Origin of the sequence: Petropleomorpha daqingensis, from assembly GCF_013408985.1 — a bacterium.
Lineage (GTDB): Bacteria > Actinomycetota > Actinomycetes > Mycobacteriales > Geodermatophilaceae > Petropleomorpha > Petropleomorpha daqingensis.
The window spans coordinates 5,121,937-5,141,041 of record NZ_JACBZT010000001.1 but is presented as its reverse complement, the minus strand read 5'-3'; the positions used below and the strand labels follow the sequence as shown (position 1 = coordinate 5,141,041).

General features: G+C 74.1%; 15 protein-coding genes and 1 riboswitch. Of the genes, 10 read left to right on the top strand and 5 right to left on the bottom strand.

What is annotated here, in order from left to right:
* Positions 1-2 precede the first annotated feature (2 nt).
* On the top strand, positions 3-974 hold the full coding sequence (locus tag GGQ55_RS25280; RefSeq protein WP_179721588.1) for a universal stress protein: 972 nt from the start codon (positions 3-5) through the stop codon (positions 972-974).
* A gap of 6 nt (positions 975-980) precedes the next feature.
* Here the strand turns inward: GGQ55_RS25280 and GGQ55_RS25275 are convergent, their stop codons facing one another.
* Entirely contained in the window at positions 981-1,310 is a 330-nt protein-coding gene (locus GGQ55_RS25275) for a sporulation protein (RefSeq protein WP_179721586.1), read from the bottom strand.
* Positions 1,311-1,437: 127 nt separating this feature from the next.
* Between GGQ55_RS25275 and GGQ55_RS25270 the strand changes: the two genes are divergently transcribed.
* Positions 1,438-4,137: a cation-translocating P-type ATPase gene (locus GGQ55_RS25270; RefSeq protein WP_179721584.1), complete on the top strand. Its 2,700-nt coding sequence runs from the start codon at positions 1,438-1,440 to the stop codon at positions 4,135-4,137.
* Positions 4,138-4,164: 27 nt separating this feature from the next.
* On the opposite strand, the gene GGQ55_RS25265 is transcribed toward GGQ55_RS25270, so the two are convergent.
* The gene (locus GGQ55_RS25265) at positions 4,165-4,467 is read right to left on the bottom strand and encodes a 2TM domain-containing protein (protein WP_179721582.1); all 303 of its coding nucleotides are present in this window, start codon (positions 4,465-4,467) and stop codon (positions 4,165-4,167) included.
* A gap of 132 nt (positions 4,468-4,599) precedes the next feature.
* Between GGQ55_RS25265 and GGQ55_RS25260 the strand changes: the two genes are divergently transcribed.
* Entirely contained in the window at positions 4,600-5,985 is a 1,386-nt protein-coding gene (locus GGQ55_RS25260; protein ID WP_179721580.1) for a wax ester/triacylglycerol synthase domain-containing protein, read from the top strand.
* On the opposite strand, the gene GGQ55_RS25255 is transcribed toward GGQ55_RS25260, so the two are convergent.
* Both GGQ55_RS25255 and GGQ55_RS25250 read right to left on the bottom strand, forming a co-directional pair.
* On the bottom strand, positions 5,926-8,349 hold the full coding sequence (locus GGQ55_RS25255) for a phosphatase PAP2 family protein (RefSeq protein ID WP_179721578.1): 2,424 nt from the start codon (positions 8,347-8,349) through the stop codon (positions 5,926-5,928). The two genes, GGQ55_RS25260 and GGQ55_RS25255, sit on opposite strands and share 60 nt — an antisense overlap.
* A 58-nt stretch (positions 8,350-8,407) precedes the next feature.
* Positions 8,408-9,076, bottom strand: coding sequence for a TetR/AcrR family transcriptional regulator (locus GGQ55_RS25250; RefSeq protein ID WP_179721576.1), 669 nt, complete (start codon positions 9,074-9,076; stop codon positions 8,408-8,410).
* A gap of 79 nt (positions 9,077-9,155) precedes the next feature.
* Between GGQ55_RS25250 and GGQ55_RS25245 the strand changes: the two genes are divergently transcribed.
* Together GGQ55_RS25245 and GGQ55_RS25240 are read left to right on the top strand one after the other, a co-directional pair.
* Positions 9,156-10,640 (top strand): flavin-containing monooxygenase, encoded by a 1,485-nt coding sequence (locus GGQ55_RS25245; protein WP_366490224.1) that lies wholly within the window; start codon positions 9,156-9,158, stop codon positions 10,638-10,640.
* On the top strand, positions 10,640-11,452 hold the full coding sequence (locus GGQ55_RS25240; RefSeq protein ID WP_179721572.1) for an SDR family NAD(P)-dependent oxidoreductase: 813 nt from the start codon (positions 10,640-10,642) through the stop codon (positions 11,450-11,452). The genes GGQ55_RS25245 and GGQ55_RS25240 overlap by 1 nt, the downstream gene beginning before the upstream one ends.
* A gap of 89 nt (positions 11,453-11,541) precedes the next feature.
* On the opposite strand, the gene GGQ55_RS25235 is transcribed toward GGQ55_RS25240, so the two are convergent.
* Positions 11,542-13,677, bottom strand: a complete 2,136-nt coding sequence (locus GGQ55_RS25235) for an MFS transporter (RefSeq protein ID WP_179721570.1) — start codon at positions 13,675-13,677, stop codon at positions 11,542-11,544.
* Positions 13,678-13,892: 215 nt separating this feature from the next.
* Here GGQ55_RS25235 and GGQ55_RS25230 point away from each other — a divergent pair, with 215 nt between their 5' ends.
* The 5 genes from GGQ55_RS25230 to GGQ55_RS25210 all read left to right on the top strand — a co-directional run bounded on the left by GGQ55_RS25230 (position 13,893) and on the right by GGQ55_RS25210 (position 19,105).
* Positions 13,893-14,534: a class I SAM-dependent methyltransferase gene (locus GGQ55_RS25230; protein ID WP_366490221.1), complete on the top strand. Its 642-nt coding sequence runs from the start codon at positions 13,893-13,895 to the stop codon at positions 14,532-14,534.
* Between the two features lie 178 nt (positions 14,535-14,712).
* Positions 14,713-14,864: riboswitch (cyclic di-AMP (ydaO/yuaA leader) on the top strand.
* A 283-nt stretch (positions 14,865-15,147) separates the two neighbouring features.
* A complete protein-coding gene (locus GGQ55_RS25225; RefSeq protein WP_179721566.1) occupies positions 15,148-15,879 on the top strand; it encodes an aggregation-promoting factor C-terminal-like domain-containing protein in 732 nt (243 codons plus the stop codon).
* A gap of 72 nt (positions 15,880-15,951) precedes the next feature.
* Positions 15,952-16,563, top strand: coding sequence for a DedA family protein (locus GGQ55_RS25220; RefSeq protein WP_179721564.1), 612 nt, complete (start codon positions 15,952-15,954; stop codon positions 16,561-16,563).
* A complete protein-coding gene (locus tag GGQ55_RS25215) occupies positions 16,560-18,239 on the top strand; it encodes a glycoside hydrolase family 13 protein (RefSeq protein WP_179721562.1) in 1,680 nt (559 codons plus the stop codon). The genes GGQ55_RS25220 and GGQ55_RS25215 overlap by 4 nt, the downstream gene beginning before the upstream one ends.
* The gene (locus GGQ55_RS25210; protein ID WP_179721560.1) at positions 18,236-19,105 is read left to right on the top strand and encodes an alkaline phosphatase family protein; all 870 of its coding nucleotides are present in this window, start codon (positions 18,236-18,238) and stop codon (positions 19,103-19,105) included. Before GGQ55_RS25215 ends, GGQ55_RS25210 begins: the two co-directional genes overlap by 4 nt.

The following is a 19,105-nucleotide window of genomic DNA, read 5'->3' as shown; positions in this document are numbered from 1 at the left end:
TCATGTCCCAGCAGATCGTCCCGCCGCGCAGCTCCGCGGAGAACCGTGCCCGCGTCGTGGTCGGCCTCGACGGGTCGGCCGGCTCGCGCGCAGCCCTGGAGCAGGCCTGGCTCCGGGCCGCCCGGAGCGGCGCCGTGCTCGACGTCGTCTCGGTCCTGCCGGTGCAGCACGTCTGGAGCCGTCCCGCGCCCGACGTCCAGCGGCAGGACGAGGCGCTGGCCGACACGCAGATCCGCGCGCGTGCCCTCGTCGACGAGGTCGTCTCCGAGGGGGTGGCCGGTGCGGTGGAGGTGCGGGTCCGCGCCGTGCCGGGCTCACCGGCCGGGGCGCTGGTCGAGGCGGCCGAGGGCGCGGCGGCGCTCGTCGTCGGCAGCCGGGGACGCGGTGCCGTCCGCAGCGCCGTGCTCGGCTCCGTCGCGCTGCACTGCGTGACGCACGCCCGCTGCCCGGTCGAGGTCGTGCACGCCGCACCGGACCAGCGGGCCTCGGGCGTCGTCGTCGGTGTCGACGGGTCGGCCGAGTCGTTCGGCGCGCTGCGCGTCGCGATCGGCGAGGCGGTCGCACGAGGGACGACGGTGCGGGTGGTCGCTGCCTGGGAGGTGGGCAACATGTGGTCGGACATGTACGCCCTCACCGGGCCGGAGAAGAACTCCGTGCGGACCCGGTTGCAGGACGCCGTCGCGTCCGCCGTGGCCGACGCGCAGCAGGAGGCCGCCGACGTCCACAGCCGACCGCCGCTCCTGACCATCGACGTCGCCGAGGGCCCGCCGTCGGACCTGCTGGTCACGGCGGCGGAGGGCGCTGAGCTGCTCGTCGTCGGCAGCCGCGGCCACGGGGCGATCCGCGGGCTGCTGCTCGGTTCGGTCGCGCTGCGCTGCGTCGTCCACGCGCCCTGCCCGGTGCTCGTGGTGCCGCCGCCGCGACGGGCCGCACCGGCGGAGGAGGAGCTCGCGCCGGCGACGGCGCAGACCTGAAAGGGGTCAGCGGCGGCGGACCGCCCGGGTGACCAGCCACGCCACGACCGCCCAGCCGAGCACCGCTACGGTGACCACCCGCTCGACGTCGACGGCCGGCTGCCAGGTCACCGCGCCGTCCTTGACGACGTAGGCGCCCACCGGGCGGGCGGTGAGCACGAATCCGCCGCCGTCACCCTCCTGGCCGCGCTCGTCCTTGCCACCGCCCCCGCCGCCCGCGCCGCGCACACGGGCGGCGGGGATCACCGTCGCCCCGTCGCGCTCGTAGGGCTCGCCGAAGACGCGCCGCACCGTCATGGAGTCGCGAGCGGTGTCGAGCAGCTGGGACAGGCTCATGGGTATCTCCTCGGCTCGGGGCATCCAGCCTCCCAGCTCCTGGCCGGCGCGTGCGGAGGACCTTCGGCCCCCCGATGGCGACCGACGGACGTATCAGCTGCCGGCGGCCGACCGTGGACTGGGCGGGATGACTCTCACCCATCGGACCGCGCCCGCTCCCGTCGCCGGTCCGGACGACGTCGGCGACCCCCGCGAGCCGGTCACCCGGCTGCTGCGGGACCTCCGCTCCACCGCGCAGGGGCTGAGCGCCACCGAGGCGGCGCGCCGGCTGGTGGTGCTGGGCCCGAACGAGCTGGCGCGGGCGGCGCGGCGCCCCTGGTGGCGCTCCGTGCTGACCCAGGTCGTGCACCCGCTGGCGCTGCTGCTCTGGGTGGCGGCGGCGCTGGCCGCCGTCTCGGGGTCCACCGAGCTGGCCGTGGCGATCGTCGTCGTGATCGTGCTCAACGCCGGCTTCGCGTTCTGGCAGGAGACGCAGGCCGAACGGGCGGTGGAGGCGCTGCAGGGCTACCTGCCCGACGAGGTCTGGGCGGTGCGCGGCGGGGCGCGGGTGCGGGTCGCGGCCCGGGAGCTCGTCCGCGGCGATCTGATCGCCCTCGAGGAGGGGCAGCGGGTCCCGGCGGACGTCCGGCTGGTCGGCGGTGCCCTGGAGGTGGACACCGCCGCGCTGACAGGGGAGTCCTACCCGGTGGCGCGCAGCGCCGACGCCGTCGACGACGCCGGTCGCCTGCTCGACTCACCGGTGCTGGTGTTCAGCGGATCGGCCGTGACGGCGGGCACGGCCACCGGCCTGGCCTTCGCCACCGGTGCGCACACGGAGCTGGGCCGGATCGCGGCCCTCTCGCAGCGGGTGGACGCCGAGCCCAGCCCGCTGGAGCGGCAGGTCCGGCGGGTGGCGTGGCTGATCGCGGCCGTCGCGGTCGGCGCGGGCCTCGCGTTCCTGCCGATCGGGCTGCTGGCCGGCCTGACGCTCACCACGGCGGCGGTGTTCGCCATCGGGCTGCTGGTCGCCAACGTCCCCGAGGGGCTGCTGCCGACGATCACGCTGGCGCTGGCCGCCGGGGTGCGGCAGATGGCCTCGCGGGGCGCGGTGGTCAAGCGGCTGTCCGCCGTCGAGACCCTCGGCTCCACGACCACGATCTGCACCGACAAGACCGGCACGCTGACCGCCAACCGGATGACGGTCGCCGCGGTGGCGCTGCGCGTCGAGGTCGCGCCGGGGTCGCCCGTGGCCGCGACGCTCGCGCAGGTGCTGGTCCGCTGCAGCACGGCGGACCTGGCCGACGGGGACGGCGACCCGACGGAGCTGGCGCTGCTCGCGTGGGCCCGTGGGTCCGGGGTGGAGCTGGCTCCCGCCGTGCGCGACTCCGATCGCTGGGTCCTGCACCGCTTCGAGGCGAGGTTCCGCCGGATGACGACCGTGGACCGGGTCGCCGGTCGTGTCGTCGTCTCGGTGAAGGGTGCGCCCGAGCAGGTGCTGCCGCGGTGCGCCGCCCTCCTGGGGGCCGACGGGACGGCGACGGCCCTCGACGCGGCGGCGCGGGACGCCGTCGAGCGGGACGTCGAGCGGCTGGCCGGGGTGGGGCTGCGCGTCCTGGCCGTCGCCCGGCGTGACCTCGGCCCGGTCGACCCGGCCGCGGTCCCGCCGGACCGGGACACCACCGACCGCGACCTGTGCCTGGTCGGCCTCGTCGGGCTGGAGGACCCGCCGCGGGACGGCGTCGCCGGCGCCGTGGCGGGCTGCCACACCGCCGGCATCCGGATCCACGTCGTGACCGGGGACCACGGCAGCACGGCCGCCGAGATCGCCCGCCGCGTCGGCATCCGCGCCGACCGGGTCGTCGACGGCGAGCTGGTCGACGCGATGTCCGAGGGGGAGCTGCGCGAGCTGCTCACCGCCGACGACGAGCTGGTCTTCGCACGGGCGACCCCGGAGACGAAGCTGCGGATCGCGGACGCCCTGCACCGGTCGGGCGAGGTCGTGGCGATGACCGGCGACGGGGTCAACGACGCGCCGGCGCTGCGCCGCGCCGACATCGGGGTGGCCATGGGCGCCAGCGGCACCGACGTCGCGCGCGAGGCGGCGACCGTCGTCCTGACCGACGACAACTTCGCCACGCTCACCGCGGGCGTCGAAGAGGGCCGGCGGGTCTTCGACAACGTGCGGAAGTTCGTCCTCTACATCTTCGCCCACGCCGTGCCCGAGGTCGTGCCGTTCCTGGTCTTCGCCCTCTCCGGCGGTGCGATCCCGCTGCCGCTCACCGTGCTGCAGATCCTCGCCATCGACCTGGGCACCGAGACGTTGCCGGCGCTGGCCCTCGGCCGCGAGCCGGCCGAGCCGGGGCTGATGCACCGGCCGCCGCGGCCCCGGTCGGAAGGCGTGATCACCGGCCGGATGCTGTGGCGCGCCTGGGGCGTGCTCGGCCTGCTGTCGGCGGTCCTGGTGCTGGGGGTGTTCGCCGCCGTGCTGCTGCACGCCGGGTGGCGCCCGGGAGACGCCGTCGGCCCCGGCACCGCGCTGCACGACGTGTACCGGCAGGCCACCACCGCGACGTTCGCCGCGATCGTGGCCTGCCAGATCGGCACGGCCTTCGCCGCCCGGACCGAGTGGGCGTCGCTGCGCGCGGTCGGCCTGGCGACCAACCCGCTGCTGCTCTGGGGCATCGCCGGTGAGCTGCTGTTCACCGGCGTCCTCGTCTACTGGCCGCTCGCCCAGGACGTGTTCGGTACCGCCGCGCTGCCGGGTTGGGTGCTGCTGGTGCTGCTGCCGTTCCCGGTCCTGGTCTGGGGCGTGGACGAGCTGCTGCGCGCCCGCCGCCGGCGGCGGTGAGCGGTCACGGAGCGGCGACCGCCTCGCTCAGCGGCTCTGCAGCCGCTCCATCTCGCGGTCGACCGCTGCCTCGTCGATAGGCCGGCTCGGCGGGCCGAACGTGGCCCAGGTGTCGAAGGCCAGGCCGATGCCCCAGCCCGCGATCGGGAACAGCGGCCAGGGGAACCAGGCGCCGGTGGTGAGCCCGATGACCAGCCAGACGACGACGAGCACGCCGTTGACGATCAGGTAGCTGGTCAGGTGGGCGAAGTAGTCGCGCTTGCGGTGCAGCCGGCGGATCGCGAGCGATCGGAGATCACCGGCGGGGACGGGCGGGTCGGCGGTGGGCATCGGGGCCTCCTCGGCATCGAGGGTCGACCTCAGCCTGTCGCGGACTCCCGGGCGCCGACGCCGTCCGGACGGCCCGCATCGCGCCGACCTTCGGCCCGTGTCGGTCCCGTCCGTCGCGCGCAGGGTGGGATCGTGACCGTCGAGCGAGCCAGCTCCGCCGATCTGGCGATGGGCGCGGTGTCCACGCACAGCGCTGTGCCCCAGCAGTTCGGCGTGGTGCTGCGGCTCGAACCGGGGGCGGATGCCGAGGCGCTGCGCCGGCTCGTCGCCGGCCGGCTCGGCACGGTGCCCCGGTTGCGCCAGCGGCTGGTCCGGGTGCCACCGCCGGCGGGCCGGCCGGTCTGGGTGGACGACCCCGCCTTCGACGCCGAGGCGCACGTCCGTCGGCTCACCTGCCCGACCCCGGGGGACGAGCCGGCGCTGCTGGACCTCGCCGTGGGGCTCGTCTGCGCCCGGCTGGACCGGGCGCGCCCCCGGTGGTCGGCGGCCGTAGTGGAGGGCCTGGCCGACGGCGGTCTCGCGGTCGTGGTCGTGATCGACCACGTGGTCTCCGACGGCATCGGCGGTCTGGCCGTGCTAGCCCGGCTGGCCGACCCGGGCCCGCCCGGCGACGCCGCCGCGCCGCCACCCCGGCCGCGACCGTCGTACCGGGCGCTGGTCGCCGATGCCGCCCGCACGAGGTGGTCGGCGCTGCGCCGGGCGCCGGGAGCCCTGCGGGCGCTGCGGGGATCCTTCCGGGCCGGCGGTGGGCTGCACCCGCCGCGCGCGGCCACCTGCTCGCTGCTCGCCCCGACGGGGAACGGCCGCCGGTTCGGGGTGGCCAGGACCGACCTCACCGCGCTGCACGCCGCGGCCGCCGAACTCGGCGGGACCGTCAACGACGCCGTCCTGGTCGCGGTGTCGACGGCGCTGCGCGACCTGCTGGCCGCGCGCGGCGAATCGGTGCCGGAGTTCCAGATGGGGATCGTCGTCACGGGACGCCGTTCCGCCGACCTGGCGCACCTGGGCAACGTCACCTCGCCGCTGCTCGTCCCGGTGCCATCGGGCGGACCGGCCGGGGAGCGGATGCGCCGGATCGCCGGCGTCGTCCGCCGCGAGCGCGACGGGTCCGCGAGGTCGGCTGCTCTCGCGGTCCTGGTGGTGCGGCTCGCCGCCGGGACCGGGCTCTACCGGCGGTGGCTGCGCTCGCAGCGGCGCCTGCACACGCTGGTGAGCAACGTGCCCGGCCCGCCCGGGTCGATGCACCTCGGCGGACTGCTGGTGACCGGGATGGTGCCGATCGCGGTCGGGGACTCCGGGAACGTGACCGTGTCGTTCGCGTGCCTGTCCTACGCGGGCACGCTGTCGGTCACGGCGGCGGCGGACCCCGAGCAGGTGCCCGACCTCCCGGCGCTCGTCGAGGCGTTGCAGGCGGGGCTCGACGAGCTGGCGGCACCCGGCGTCCGGCATCGCCTCGCGTCAGAGGAGCAGACGGTGCTCGAGCCGGCCGGACAGCGCCCAGCCGAGGACGGCCGGTAGCCAGAAGGTCAGCACCCGGACGGCGAGCACCGCCCCGCCGGCGGCGGCCGACGGCGCCCCCGCCGCGGTGAGCGCGAGCAGCAGTGCGGCCTCGGCGAGCCCGGGTGCACCCAGCACCGGCAGCCCCGCCCAGAGCAGGCGCAGCACGGTGTACAGCGCGGCCGTCGTCAGCACCGGGATGTCCCCGCGCAGCCCGTGCAGGGCCGCGGCCAGCGCCGAGGCCTCGAGCAGGATGCCGAGCGCCGTCCAGGCGAGCTGCGCCGCCCAGCTGCGCAGGTCCGCCGGGCCGTCGTCGCGCCACCCCCGGTCCGGCAGGCCCAGCAGCCGCCGGTGCAGCGGGCTCGGCGCGGCCGGGCCGCCGTGCCGGGCGGCGAGCACCTGGCCCAGGGCCACGAGGACGAAACCGGCAGCGCCGATCAGCACCGTGCCCAGCTGCTGCTCGGGTGGCCGCCAGTCCACGAGCACCCCGTCGAGCAGGGCGAGGACGATCGCGCCCGCCGCCGCGACGACCCCCGCGAGGACGGTGCCGACGTCGTAGCGGTCGACGGCCCGCTCGGCCGCGGCCGGTAGCACGCCGCTGCGCTCCAGGAACCGGGCCGCCACCCGGCGCCGGTCGACCGGCCCGCGGCGCAGCAGGGCGCCGTCGACGGCGATCGTGGCGGCGAAGACCCGGCCCAGGGCGAGCCGCCGGTCGACGGCCATCACCGCTGCCGCGGCCAGGGCCCCGCGGGCGAGGACGGCCAGGGCGACCGCGCCGCCGAGCCAGCGCCAGCCGTTCAACTCGACGGTGTCGGCGAGCCCGGTCAGCCCGGTCAGCCAGGCGAGCCCGCCCAGGACGACGACCGCCGCGGCACCGATCGTGACCCAGGCCAGCGGACCGGCCGGCCCGAACTGCAGCCGGGAGGGGTCGGGCAGCTCCAGCCGGCGGCGCACCTCGACCCGCAGCGGCGTGATCCCGGCCGGGGTGCTGCGCAGGGCGGCGCGGGTGGCGCTCGACAGGGCCAGCGGCGCGAGCTCCGGCAGCGCGGCGCCCACCGCCTCGGGACCGAGCCGGCCGATCGCGGCGGCGACCACGGCCCGGACGTCGGTGCGCAGCGACAGCGACGCCATCAGCTCGGCCACGTCGCCGGCGAGCGTCCTGTCGTCCGCGCCGGTCTCGGCGTTGCCGAAGTCGACCAGCCACGGCCGGCCGCGGTCGTCGACCACGATGCTCGAGGCGACCAGGTCCCGGTGCGCGATCCGGGCCCGGTGCAGCAGCGCCACCTGCTCCCAGACGCGGTCGAGCAGCGGCGGGGTGAGCTCCTCGGGTGGCAACTCGTCGAGCGGGCGCCCGGGCAGGTACTGCTGGGCGACCACCGCACCCCGGTCGTTGCCGCGCGCCAGCAGCACCTCCGGCACGCGGACCCCGCGGGCGCGCGCGGTGAACGCCGCCACGGCCTCGTGCTCGGCCTGGCGGCCCAGAGGGGCGAGGGCGTCGGCGTCCTTGACGTCGCGCACCGCCAGGAGCCGGGCCAGCCGGTAGAACCAGTCGCGTTCGTACCGGTGCGGGTCGAGCACCTTGACGAACACCCGGCGGCCGGATCCGTCGACGGCGGTGAAGGGGTGCGAGCTGCGCGCGTGCGCCGCGACCGGTCGCAGGTCCTGCACGGGCAGGCCGTAGCGGGCCAGTTGCGCGGCGACCCGCTCCGGCCTCGGCCGCCATCTCGGCACGCCCAGCACCCAGTGCACGGCCGAGCCGATGGCCCAGCCCGCGGCGAGCCCGCCGACGACGTCGAGCGGGAGGTGGGCGCCCACGTAGATGCGGGCCAGGCCGACGGTCCAGGCCAGCGCCCACACCACGCGCCGCCAGCGCCGGGTGAGGTAGGGCGCCGCGGCGGTGGCCATCGCGGCGGCGACGGCGGCGTGACCGCTGATGAACCCGGCCCCGCCGATCACGCCCTCGTGCAGCACCGCGCCGACCGGCAGCCCGGACGGGCGCTCCCTGCCCACGACGCTCTTCACCAGGTCGGCGGCGTAGTAGGCGAGCAGCCCGGAGAGCAGCAGGTCACGGGCCAGCCGGAAGCGCCGGGTGAGCGCCGCGACGGCCGCCAGCGTCGGCACCGCGACCACGTTGCCCAGCTGCATGACCGCCCAGACGACCGGGAAGAAGAAGCCGGGCAGGTCGTTGACCAGCCGGAACAGGTCCCGCTCGAGCGGGGACAGCTGCCCCTGCTGGGCGATCAGGAACCCGATGCCCAGGACCACCAGGCCCAGGGCCACGCGCAGCAGGTCACCCGGGTGCCGTTGCGGGCGGTCCGCCGGGTGCACCGGACGCGGTGCGGAGGCCGCGCGACGCCGGATCCCCGCCGTCGGCAGCACAGCCATGATCGCGAGTCGACACCTGTTCGGCCCGTCGCGGAAGGGGTCTTGGGGCTCTGGCTGCTCAGTCGGCCGGGCGGCTGCCCGGCGGGTTCGGGGTGTGGTAGATCGCGGTCAGCCAGACGTCGAGCAGGACGTCGACCGCGTCCTCCTCGGCGATCGCCGGGCCGTCGCCGGCGAAGGTGCCGTGCAGCGCCCGCTCGTTCATGGAGTTCAGCGCGATCGCCAGATCACGCGCCGGAGGCCCGGGGGGAGCGAAGCCGCGGGCCCGCTCGGTCGCGATCACCTCGGCGCAGTGGTCGACCCACTGCTCGAAGCCGCCCGCCCAGAGCTCGCGGACCTCCTCGTTGGTGATCCGGGCCTCGGCGGCGGCGAGGGTGACGCCGCGGTGGGTGCGGAAGGTCTCGAAGTAGGCACGGATGCCGTTGCGCCAGTCCTGCCGCCGGTCGCCGACCCGCGCGGCGAAGGCCTCGGCGGAGGCGCGGTCGGCCTCGGCGATCACCCGGTCCAGCAGCGAGAGCAGGACGGCGTCCTTGGACCGGAAGTAGAAGTAGAAGGTCGGGCGGGAGATCCCCGCGCCACGGGCGAGGTCGTCGACCGAGATCGCCGACAGGGGCCGCTCGGCCAGCAGCTTCTCGCAGGTGGTCAGGATCGCCAGTTCGCGGTCGTCGCCGGACGGCCGCGGGGGACGACGGCTGCGTGCGCCCCGGCGCGTACTGGGAAAGGCGACCATCTGCACACCTTACCGGCGGTGTGACCTGTGCCTCAACATGCTGTTGACCCGTTCGACGGACTGTCGATACGGTTCCTCGGTGGCAGCGCAGCCGGAGCATGTGGACGTCCTGATCGTGGGAGCCGGCCTGTCCGGCATCGGCGCGGCCTGCCGGCTGCGCACCGAGTCGCCGGGAAGATCCTTCACCATCCTCGAGGCCCGCGACGCGATCGGCGGCACCTGGGACCTGTTCCGCTATCCCGGGGTCCGCTCGGACTCGGACATGTTCACCCTGAGTTACCGCTTCCGCCCCTGGACGGGCAAGAAGTCGATCGCCGACGGCTGGTCGATCAAGAACTACATCGAGGAGACCGCCCGCGAGTACCGGGTGGCCGACTCGATCCGCTACCACCACCGTGTCGTGGCGGCGGAGTGGTCCAGCGAGGACGCGCGCTGGACGGTCACCGCCGAGCGCACCGACACCGGTGAGACCGTGGTGCTCACCTGCTCGTGGCTGTCGGTCTGCGCCGGCTACTACCGCTACGACGAAGGTTTCCGGCCGCACTTCGAGGGCGAGGAGTCCTTCCGCGGGCAGCTGATCCACCCGCAGCACTGGCCCGAGGACCTCGACTACGCCGGCAAGCGGGTCGTCGTCATCGGCAGCGGCGCCACCGCCGTCACCCTGGTGCCCAGCCTGGCCGACCAGGCCGAGCACGTCACGATGCTGCAGCGGACGCCGAGCTACATCGTCTCGCTGCCCGGTGAGGACCCGCTGGCCAACAAGCTGCGGGGCAAGCTCTCGCCGAAGGCGACCTACCGCGCCGTCCGTGCCAAGAACCTGGTGCTCAGCACGCTCATGTACCAGTTCAGCCGGCGCCGGCCGCAGGCGATGAAGGCGCTGCTGCGCAAGGGACAGGTCGCCGCGCTGCCGCCGGGCTTCGACGTCGACACGCACTTCGCCCCGCCCTACGACCCGTGGGACCAGCGCCTGTGCCTGGTGCCCGACGGCGACCTGTTCAAGGCGCTGAGCTCGCACAAGGCCGACATCGTCACCGGGCGGATCGACCGCTTCACCGAGACCGGCGTCCGCCTCGAGTCGGGGGAGGAGCTGCCGGCCGACATCGTCGTCACCGCCACCGGCCTGCAGGTGCAGCCCGTCGGCGGCATGACGCTCGCGGTCGACGGGGAGAAGGTCGACCTGGCCGGCCGGGTCTCCTACAAGGGGATGATGCTCTCCGGCGTGCCGAACATGGACATGGTCTTCGGCTACACCAACGCCTCCTGGACGCTCAAGGCCGACCTGATCAACCGCTACGTCTGCCGGCTGCTCAACCACATGGCGGCCGAGGGCTACGTGTCGGCCACCCCGGTCGCTCCGCCCGAGGGCGCGAGCGACCCGTTCGTCCCGCTGACCTCCGGCTACATCCAGCGCAGCCTCGCCCAGCTGCCGAAGCAGGCGTCGCGGGCGCCCTGGCGGGTGTACCAGAACTACTTCCTCGACCGCCGGATCATGGGCCGCGGGCGGCTGGACGACGAGGGCATGACGTTCCAGCGGGCCGGGGAGCGGCTGCCGGTCGCCGCCTGATGGAGGCCTACGACTTCGCCGGCGGGACCGCCGCGGTCACCGGCGCGGCGAGCGGCATCGGCGAGGCGCTGGCGCACGCCCTGGCCGCGCGGGGCAGCGACCTGGTCCTGGTCGACCGCGACGCGGTCCGGCTCGAAGCGGTGGCCGAGTCCGTCCGCCGCTCCGGGCGGAAGGTCGCGACCTACGTCGTCGACCTCGCCGACGACGCGGCGGCGCAGGCGATCGGCGCGACGCTCGCCGCCGAGCACCCGGAGATCACGCTGCTGGTCAACAACGCCGGCGTGGCGCTCGGCGGGCGGTTCGACCAGGTGACCCTCGAGGAGTTCGACTGGGTCCTGGCGATCAACTTCCGCGCCGTCGTCCGGCTGACGCACGCGCTGCTGCCGGTGCTCACGGCGCACCCCGGCGCGCACCTGGTCAACGTGTCGAGCATCTTCGGCATCCTCGCCCCGCCCGGGCAGGCGGCGTACGCAGCGAGCAAGTTCGCCGTCCGCGGCTTCTCCGAGGCGCTGCGCGCGGAACTGGCCGCCGACGGCGTCGGGGTCACCGTCGTCCACCCCGGCGGCATCCGCACCCGGATCGCCGAGTCGGCGCGGATGGGCTCCGGCGTCGACCCCGAGGAGATCGCCCGCGGCAAGGAGCAGTTCGCCAAGCTGCTGCGCATCCCGCCGGAGAAGGCGGCCGCGCTGATCGTCGCGGCGGTCGAGAAGCGTCGTCCGCGGCTGCTCATCGGCGCGAGCGCGAAGATCCCCGACATCCTCGTGCGGCTCTTCCCGGGCGGCTACTCCAAACCCCTGTCCCGCCGCCGCTGAGCGCGTGAGCCGCTCTGCGCCGATCGATCGAACGTCAGAGGCCCGGAATCCGACGGATTCCGGGCCTCTGACGTTCAACGGTCGCGGGGCTACGCCTCGCTCGGGGTGGCCTCCCCACGGGCACCTGCACCCAGAGCGGCCAGCTCGCGCTGCACCATCTCCTCGTGCTCCCGCTCGTCCTCACGAGCCTTGCGCGGGCTCCACCGGCCGGACATGACGAACACGAACGGCAGGAAGACGATCTGGCCGGCGACGCAGACCCACCACCACGTCTGCCACTGGCCCGGGTTGTCCTTCTGCGCCTGCTGGACCTTCGCCCCGTTGTCGGAGAGGAACTGCAGGTCCTCGGCCGGCACCTTGCCGACGGCGATCAGCTCGGCACCGGCGGCGGCGACCTTCGGCCCGTTGGTGGTCAGCGTGTCCGCCGCGGCCTGGACCTGCTGACCGGTCGTCAGGAGGAACGTGACGTCCGCCTGCGGGACGGCGGCCAGGGCCAGCAGCCGCTGCTGCGCGGTGGCCGGGTCGACCCCCAGGGCCTGGGAGATCTCACCGACCGCCTTGGTGGCGGCCGCGGTGTCGGCCGGGTTGGCGGCCAGGGCCAGCAGGGTGGCCTGGTCGATCGCCGCTGCGGTCTTGAGCTGCTCGGCGTACTGCTGGCTCAGCGTCGCGGCCTTGACCACGTCCGTGACCGGGACGCCGGCGACCTCGCTGACCGCCTGCGCCTGCGCCTGCTGGTCGGCCGGGTTGGCGGCCAGTGCAGCCTGCGTCGCAGGGGAGATCTTGGCGATCGACGCGACGTCGGCCACCGGCACGCCGGAGATGTCGCTGAGCGCCTGGGCCTGGGTCGCCGGGTCGTCCGGGTTGGCGGCGAGGGCCTTCTGCGTGGCCGGGTCGAGCTTGGCCAGCGTCGCCAGCTCGGACTTGTACTGCTCCGCGAGGGTCGCCACCTTCGGACCCTGGTCGACCAGGATCGAGGTCGCCGGCACCACGAAGGTCAGCACGATCAGCGAGACGCAGACGACCAGGCGCAGCAGCCAGCCCCAGATGGCCAGGCCGGTCGCGGTCGCCGCCGGGTTGTGCTTCTCGACGGTCTCGGTGAAGGAGGCCATCCACGCGACGTAGGCCATGCCGCCGCCGACGGAGCTGAGCACGAAGTACAGCGCGAAGCTGTAGTAGCTCGTGTCGGTCGACGCGGTCGCGAACAGGATGCCGCCGACCAGGCTGATCAGCGTCCCGAGGATCATGAACGGCTTGCGCACGCGCAGCTTGTCCGACAGCAGACCGAACACGACCAGGCCGAGCGCGTTGAAACCCCAGTACCAGTTGGCCAGGCCGTTGGCCTTCTGCTCGGAGTAGCCGTGGGTGGTCGCGAAGAAGACGACGATGAACCCGACGAGCGCGTAGTACAGGAGCAGGAAGACGCTGATCGCGAACGCCGAGCCGATGATGTCGAAGCGCAGCATCTGCCGCCAGTGGCCCTTGAGCGCCCGCTCCGGGTCGAGGCCCTTGGCCCGGGCCTCGATCAGCGCGCGGTCGCGCATGCTCACCATCAGCTGGTCGCGCAGGGCCGGCGAGAGCTCCCGCAGGCCGAAGCACGCGACGACGAAGACGACGAGGCCGGCGATGCCGCAGACGTAGAACTGGAAGCGCCAGTCGGGGTGGCTGTCGAGGGTGTTGCTGGACACCGTGGTGACGACGAGGCTGCCGAGCACCGGACCGAGCGTCCAGAAGCCCATCGCCGCGCCGCGGCCCACCTGCGGGGAGAAGTCGCGGATGAGCGCCGGGGTGGCGACCAGGACGATGCCTTCGACGAAGCTCAGGATCGCGAACAGGACCGTGTAGACGGTCTTGTTCGGGGCGTTCGGCAGGCCGAAGGCGATGATCAGCCCGGTGAGCAGCAGGCCGTAGACCACCAGGTTGGCGCGACCCCACCGGTCGGCGAGACCGGCGAACAGCGAGGCGAACGCGCCGACCAGGTTGCCGATGACCGACACCATCACGAAGAAGGTGAAGGACATGTTGAACTCGGCGATGATCTGGGTGGCGACCGCACCGGCGATGTACAGCTCGTAGTACAGGACGATGGTCGCCAGGACGGTGATGCCCAAGAACACCGACCGGGGGCCCGTGTTCGGGTAGTGCGGCAGCTGCCGGTTCCAGAGCCGGCTGGCAGCGCCGCTCTGTGGCGCGTCCGCGGTGCGCGGCGCGTCGGAGGTCGTGGTCACGGTGTTCCCTTCCCCGGCGACGGTGCCGGGACCCGGTGGGTGCGCGCCCGGTCGCACGGCGGTTTTCCGCAGGCGCCCGGACGGTGTGGTCCAGACCACACAGCGCCGCAGATTATCGACGCGGTGTCAGCCGAGTCAACGTCCTGTCGAGTCACGCGATGGGGTGTTTCGCGCACACAGCGTCGTCACAGGCGTCGTGCAGGCAGACTCGAGGGGTGACCAGCCCCGTTCCGGCCTCCTTCGTCCGCGCTCACACCCGGCCGGCGCACCCCTCGCTGGTGCCCGAGGTGACCCTGCTGGTCGCGGACGACGTCGTGGCCCTGTGGGAGGCGATGGAGGAGGAGCGGGGACGGCAAGCGGATGCGCCGCCGTTCTGGGCGGCCGCCTGGCCGGGCGGGCAGGTGCTGGCCCGGTACGTCCTCGACACCCCGGCCGCGGTGGCCGGCCGGCGAGTGCTCGACCTCGGGTCCGGCAGCGGGCTGGTCGCCATCGCCGCGGCCATGGCCGGCGCGGCCGAGGTGGTGGCCAGCGAGATCGACGAGTTCGGGACGACGGCGATCCCGCTCAACGCCGCGCTCAACGGCGCCGAGGGGATCCGGGTGGTCGGCGACCTGCTGGCCGGACCGCCACCGTCCGTCGACGTCGTCCTGGCCGGCGACATCTGCTACGACCGCGAGATGACCGAGCGGGTCCTGCCCTTCCTCGACCGGGCCCGCGCCGCCGGGACCGACGTGCTCGTCGGCGACCCCGGACGGATGTACCTGCCGGTCGACCGGCTGACGGCGGTCGCGGCGCACGACGTCCCGGAGACCGAGGGGCCGGGGCTGCGCCGCTCGACCGTGTGGCGCCTGAGGTGACAGGTTTCCGGGCCGGATCGAGTCGGAATCTGTTGCACAGTTCCCCCGGCGCCGTCGAGCGGATGGCCCGCGATGCACATCACCCGATAAATCGTCGGCTTCGGTTTGTCACGACTGCATAACGGCGGTTACCTTGGGCCCCGTCCGTTCGGTCGCAACGTCCCCAACCGGGGAGTCCGCGCGGACGCCGCCGAGTCGCCCATCCGGGCGAGCCGGGGACCCACCGCAGTACTGGGGTGAATCCTGCTCCGGACACCAGTCCGGCGCGGGTAGGGCACTCTTCCCGCCCGAATCCGTCAGCTAACTCGGTAGGCGGCCGACGGAAGAAACGGAGTGCCGCCTTGTCGGCGTGCCCTGCTACCTCTGCCCCACCTCGCAGCGCCTCACACACCCGCCGCTGGGTGCACCCCCGCATCTAGCTGCGCGGCAGTCCGCTTCCCGGACGTCGTGACCGGCTGACCACCCGCCGTTCCTGCGCGTCCGCGACTCCTTCCGGCGCCGTCCCGGACTGCCCGTTCCCCGCTGCCCGCACCAACCCGCGGCCGGCCGCTGCCGTGTGCCCTCGGCACGCCTGTGCCCGCTCGCGCCCAGACCTCTCGGAGCACCTCCTTCCATGAACCTCCGCACGACCTTCTCCGGCCGCCGTCTCCGTGGCTCCCACGCCCGCCGCCGCCCGGCCCTGCCCAGCCGTCGTCCCGCGCTCTTCCTGGGCGTGGCCGCCGCCGGCGCGCTCGCCGTCAACGTCCTCGTCGGTGCCGACCCGGCCGCGCAGGCCGACAGCGGTACCCCGCAGTCGGTCAGCGTCGCGCACCAGCTGGGTCTGACCGCCCGCTCGGCGCCGGCCACCTCCGACCTCCGGCCGCTCGAGGAGCTCTCCGCAAGCCGGAGCACCCGCGACCAGCAGCAGGCCGCCGCCCAGCAGCAGCAGCAGGCCGCCGTCCAGGCCGAGCTGGACCGGCAGAAGGCCGAGGCCGAGGCGGCCGCCCAGGCCGCCGCCGCGCAGGCTGCTGCCCAGCAGGCGGCTGCGCAGCAGGCCGCCGCGGCCGCGGCGCCCTCGGGTTCCTTCCAGGACTACGCGCTGAAGAAGCTGGGCGGCGACCAGTCCCAGTTCTCCTGCCTCGAGAGCCTGTGGGGCAAGGAGAGCGGGTGGAACCCCAACGCGCAGAACCCGTCGAGCACGGCCTACGGCATCCCGCAGCTGCTCAACTCGACCTGGGCGAGCACCGGGATCGCCAAGACCTCCGACGGCTACCGCCAGATCGACGCCGGGCTGATCTACATCGACAACCGCTACGGCTCGCCGTGCGGCGCCTGGAGCCACTCGAAGTCCACGGGTTGGTACTGAGCCGGTAGTTCACAGCCGACGCACCGACAATGAGGTCGTGCGCGGCCGGCTGAGCGGGTTCGGGACGACGCGGTGACGCACCTCGTCGACCGGATCCTGGGCCTGCCCGGCTGGCTGGTGCTGGTGGTCGCCGGGCTGGTCGTGCTGGCCGAGGACGCGCTGTTCGTCGGCTTCGTGCTCCCCGGGGAGACGGTGGCGCTGCTCGCCGGCGCCGCCGCGAAGGTCGGGCACGCCTCGCTGGCCGGGGTGCTCGTCGTCGTGGTCGTCGCGGCGGTCGTCGGTGACACCATCGGCTACGAGGTGGGCCGGCACCTCGGGACGCGGGTGCTGCGGGTGCGGTTCCTCGACCGGCGCCGGGAGCGGCTGGACGCTGCCCGCGACTTCCTCGCCCGTCGCGGCGGCAGCGCCGTCTTCCTCGGCCGCTGGATCGCCTTCTTCCGCGCGGTCATGCCGTTCCTGGCCGGCACCTCCCGCATGCGGTATCCGAAGTTCCTGGCCTGGAACGCGCTCGGCGGCCTGGCCTGGGGCGCCACCGTGGTGCTGGTCGGCTACGCGGCCGGCGCCTCGTACGCGCGGGTGGAGAAGTCCTTCGGCCGTGGCGCCGCGATCGCCGCGGTGGCCGTCGTGGTGATCGGCGTCGTCGTCTGGCGGGTGCGCAGGCACCGGGCGAGGCTGGGGGAGTGACCCCGGCACCGTGGTGGACCAGCGCCGTCGTCTACCAGATCTACCCCCGCTCGTTCCAGGACTCCGACGGCGACGGCGTCGGGGACCTCGGCGGGATCCTCCAACGGCTTGACCACCTGAGCGACCTCGGCGTCGACGTCGTCTGGCTGTCGCCGGTCTACCCGTCACCGCAGGCCGACAACGGCTACGACATCTCCGACTACCAGGACGTCGACCCGCTGTTCGGCACGCTGGAGCAGCTCGACGAGCTGATCGCCGCCCTGCACTCCCGCGGGATGAAGCTGGTCCTCGACCTGGTGGTCAACCACACCAGCGACGAGCACCCGTGGTTCGTCGAGTCGCGATCGTCGCCGTCGTCGGCGAAGCGCGACTGGTACTGGTGGCGCCCGCCGCGCGACGGCGGGGCGCCGACCAACTGGGCGTCGTTCTTCTCCGGCCCGGTCTGGGAGCTCGACGAGGCCAGCGGCGAGTACTACCTGCACCTGTTCGAGAAGAAGCAGCCCGACCTCAACTGGGAGAACCCGCAGGTCCGCCAGGCCGTCTACGCGATGATGCGGTGGTGGCTCGACCGCGGGGTCGACGGCTTCCGCATGGACGTCATCAACATGATCTCCAAGGACGTCGGTCCCGACGGCGCGCTGCACGACGGGCCGCCGATCCCCGGCACGCTGCTGGGGGACGGGTCGGCGTCCTACCTGTGCGGGCCGCGCATCCACGAGTTCCTGCAGGAGATGCACCGCGAGGTCTTCGCCGGCCGCGACGCCGCGCTGCTCACGGTGGGGGAGATGCCGGGGGTGACGCTGGAGGAGGCCCAGCTGTTCACCGACCCGGCGCGCGGCGAGGTCGACATGGTGTTCCAGTTCGAGCACGTCGGCCTCGACCACGGCGCCACCAAGTGGGACCTGCGGCCGCTGCGCTGGCGGGACCTCAAGGCGTCGTTCGGGCGCTGGCAGGCAGGCCTGGCGAAGGTCGGCTGGAACTCCCTCTACTGGGACAACCACGACCAGCCGCGCGCGGTCTCGCGCTACGGCGACGACTCACCGGAGCACCGCCGCGCGTCGGCGACCTGCCTGGCCACGCTGCTGCACCTGCACCGCGGGACGCCCTACGTCTACCAGGGCGAGGAGCTCGGGATGGCGAACTACCCGTTCGCCGGGATCGAGGACTTCCAGGACGTCGAGTCGCTGAACCAGTACGCGGCGGCGGTGGCCGGGGGAGCGGATCCAGGAGTCGTGCTCCGTGGCCTGAGGAAGATGAGCCGGGACAACGCGCGCACGCCGGTGCAGTGGGACGGCTCGCCGACCGCCGGCTTCACCACCGGGACGCCGTGGCTGCCGGTCAACCCCGACCACGTCGAGTGGAACGCCGCCCGGCAGCGGGACGACGACACCTCCGTGCTGGCGCACTACCGGCGGCTGATCGCCCTGCGCCACCAGCTGCCGGTCGTGGCGCTCGGCGACTTCACGATGCTGCTGCCCGAGGTCGACGACGTCTACGCGTTCACCCGCTCGCTGGACGGCGAGACGCTGCTCGTCGTCTGCAACGTCAGCAGCCGCCCGTGCGCCGTCGGCGAGCTGCTGCCCGACGCGGTCGGCGCGGAGCTCCTGCTGGGCAACCTGAAGGTGGAGGACCCCACCGTCCTCGCGCCGTGGGAGGCGCGGGTCCTGCGGCTGTGATCCGCGGACGGGTCGTCGCGGCGGCCGCGCTGCTGCTGGCCGCCGCGTGCGCGCCGACGACGCACTCCGGCTCCGCGGCGTCGTCCGGGTCGACGACGGCGCCCGGCGAGGTGCCCACGCCCGACCACGTCCTCGTCGTCGTGTTCGAGAACAAGGACGCCGCCTCGGTCGTCGGCGCGCCGGAGGCGCCGTACCTGACCTCGCTGGCCGCGGCGGGCGCCACGTTCACCGACGCGCACGGCGTCACCCACCCGAGCCAGCCGAACTACGTGGCGCTGTTCGCGGGCTCCCCCCTGGGGGTCGTCGACGACTCCTGCCCGCACTCGTTCGAAGCCTCCAACCTGGCCGGTCAGCTGCTCGCCGCGGGGCGGACCTTCGTCGGCTACTCCGAGGACCTACCCGCTGCCGGGGACACCTCCTGCCGGGCCGGCCGCTACGCGCGCAAGCACAACCCGTGGGTCGACTTCCCGGCGCTGCCCCCCGAGGTCAACCAGCCCGCCGGCGCACTGCCCGCAGACTTCGCCGACCTGCCCACCGTCGCCTTCCTCGTGCCGAACCTGTGCAACGACATGCACGACTGCGGCGTGCCGGCAGGGGACGCCTGGGCGAAGGCGCACCTGCCGGCCTACGTCGGCTGGGCCCGGACGCACGACAGCCTGCTGGTCGTGACCTTCGACGAGGACGAGGGGTCACGGGACAACCTGATCCCGACGTTCATGGTCGGACCGATGGTGAAGCCGGGGTCGACTCCGCAACGGATCGACCACTACTCGGTGCTGCGCACCCTCGAGGACATGTACGGCCTGCCGCCCCTCGGCGAGGCGGCGTCGCGGCAGCCGATCAGCGGGATCTGGACGGCGGGCTGA

Coding starts and splice junctions, on each gene's coding strand:
- GGQ55_RS25275 (WP_179721586.1), bottom strand. CDS start 1,310: ATGAGCCTGTCCCAGCTGCTCGACACCGCTCGCGACTCCATGACGGTG.
- GGQ55_RS25240 (WP_179721572.1), top strand. CDS start 10,640: ATGGAGGCCTACGACTTCGCCGGCGGGACCGCCGCGGTCACCGGCGCG.
- GGQ55_RS25255 (WP_179721578.1), bottom strand. CDS start 8,349: ATGGCTGTGCTGCCGACGGCGGGGATCCGGCGTCGCGCGGCCTCCGCA.
- GGQ55_RS25270 (WP_179721584.1), top strand. CDS start 1,438: ATGACTCTCACCCATCGGACCGCGCCCGCTCCCGTCGCCGGTCCGGAC.
- GGQ55_RS25265 (WP_179721582.1), bottom strand. CDS start 4,467: ATGCCCACCGCCGACCCGCCCGTCCCCGCCGGTGATCTCCGATCGCTC.
- GGQ55_RS25280 (WP_179721588.1), top strand. CDS start 3: ATGTCCCAGCAGATCGTCCCGCCGCGCAGCTCCGCGGAGAACCGTGCC.
- GGQ55_RS25225 (WP_179721566.1), top strand. CDS start 15,148: ATGAACCTCCGCACGACCTTCTCCGGCCGCCGTCTCCGTGGCTCCCAC.
- GGQ55_RS25250 (WP_179721576.1), bottom strand. CDS start 9,076: ATGGTCGCCTTTCCCAGTACGCGCCGGGGCGCACGCAGCCGTCGTCCC.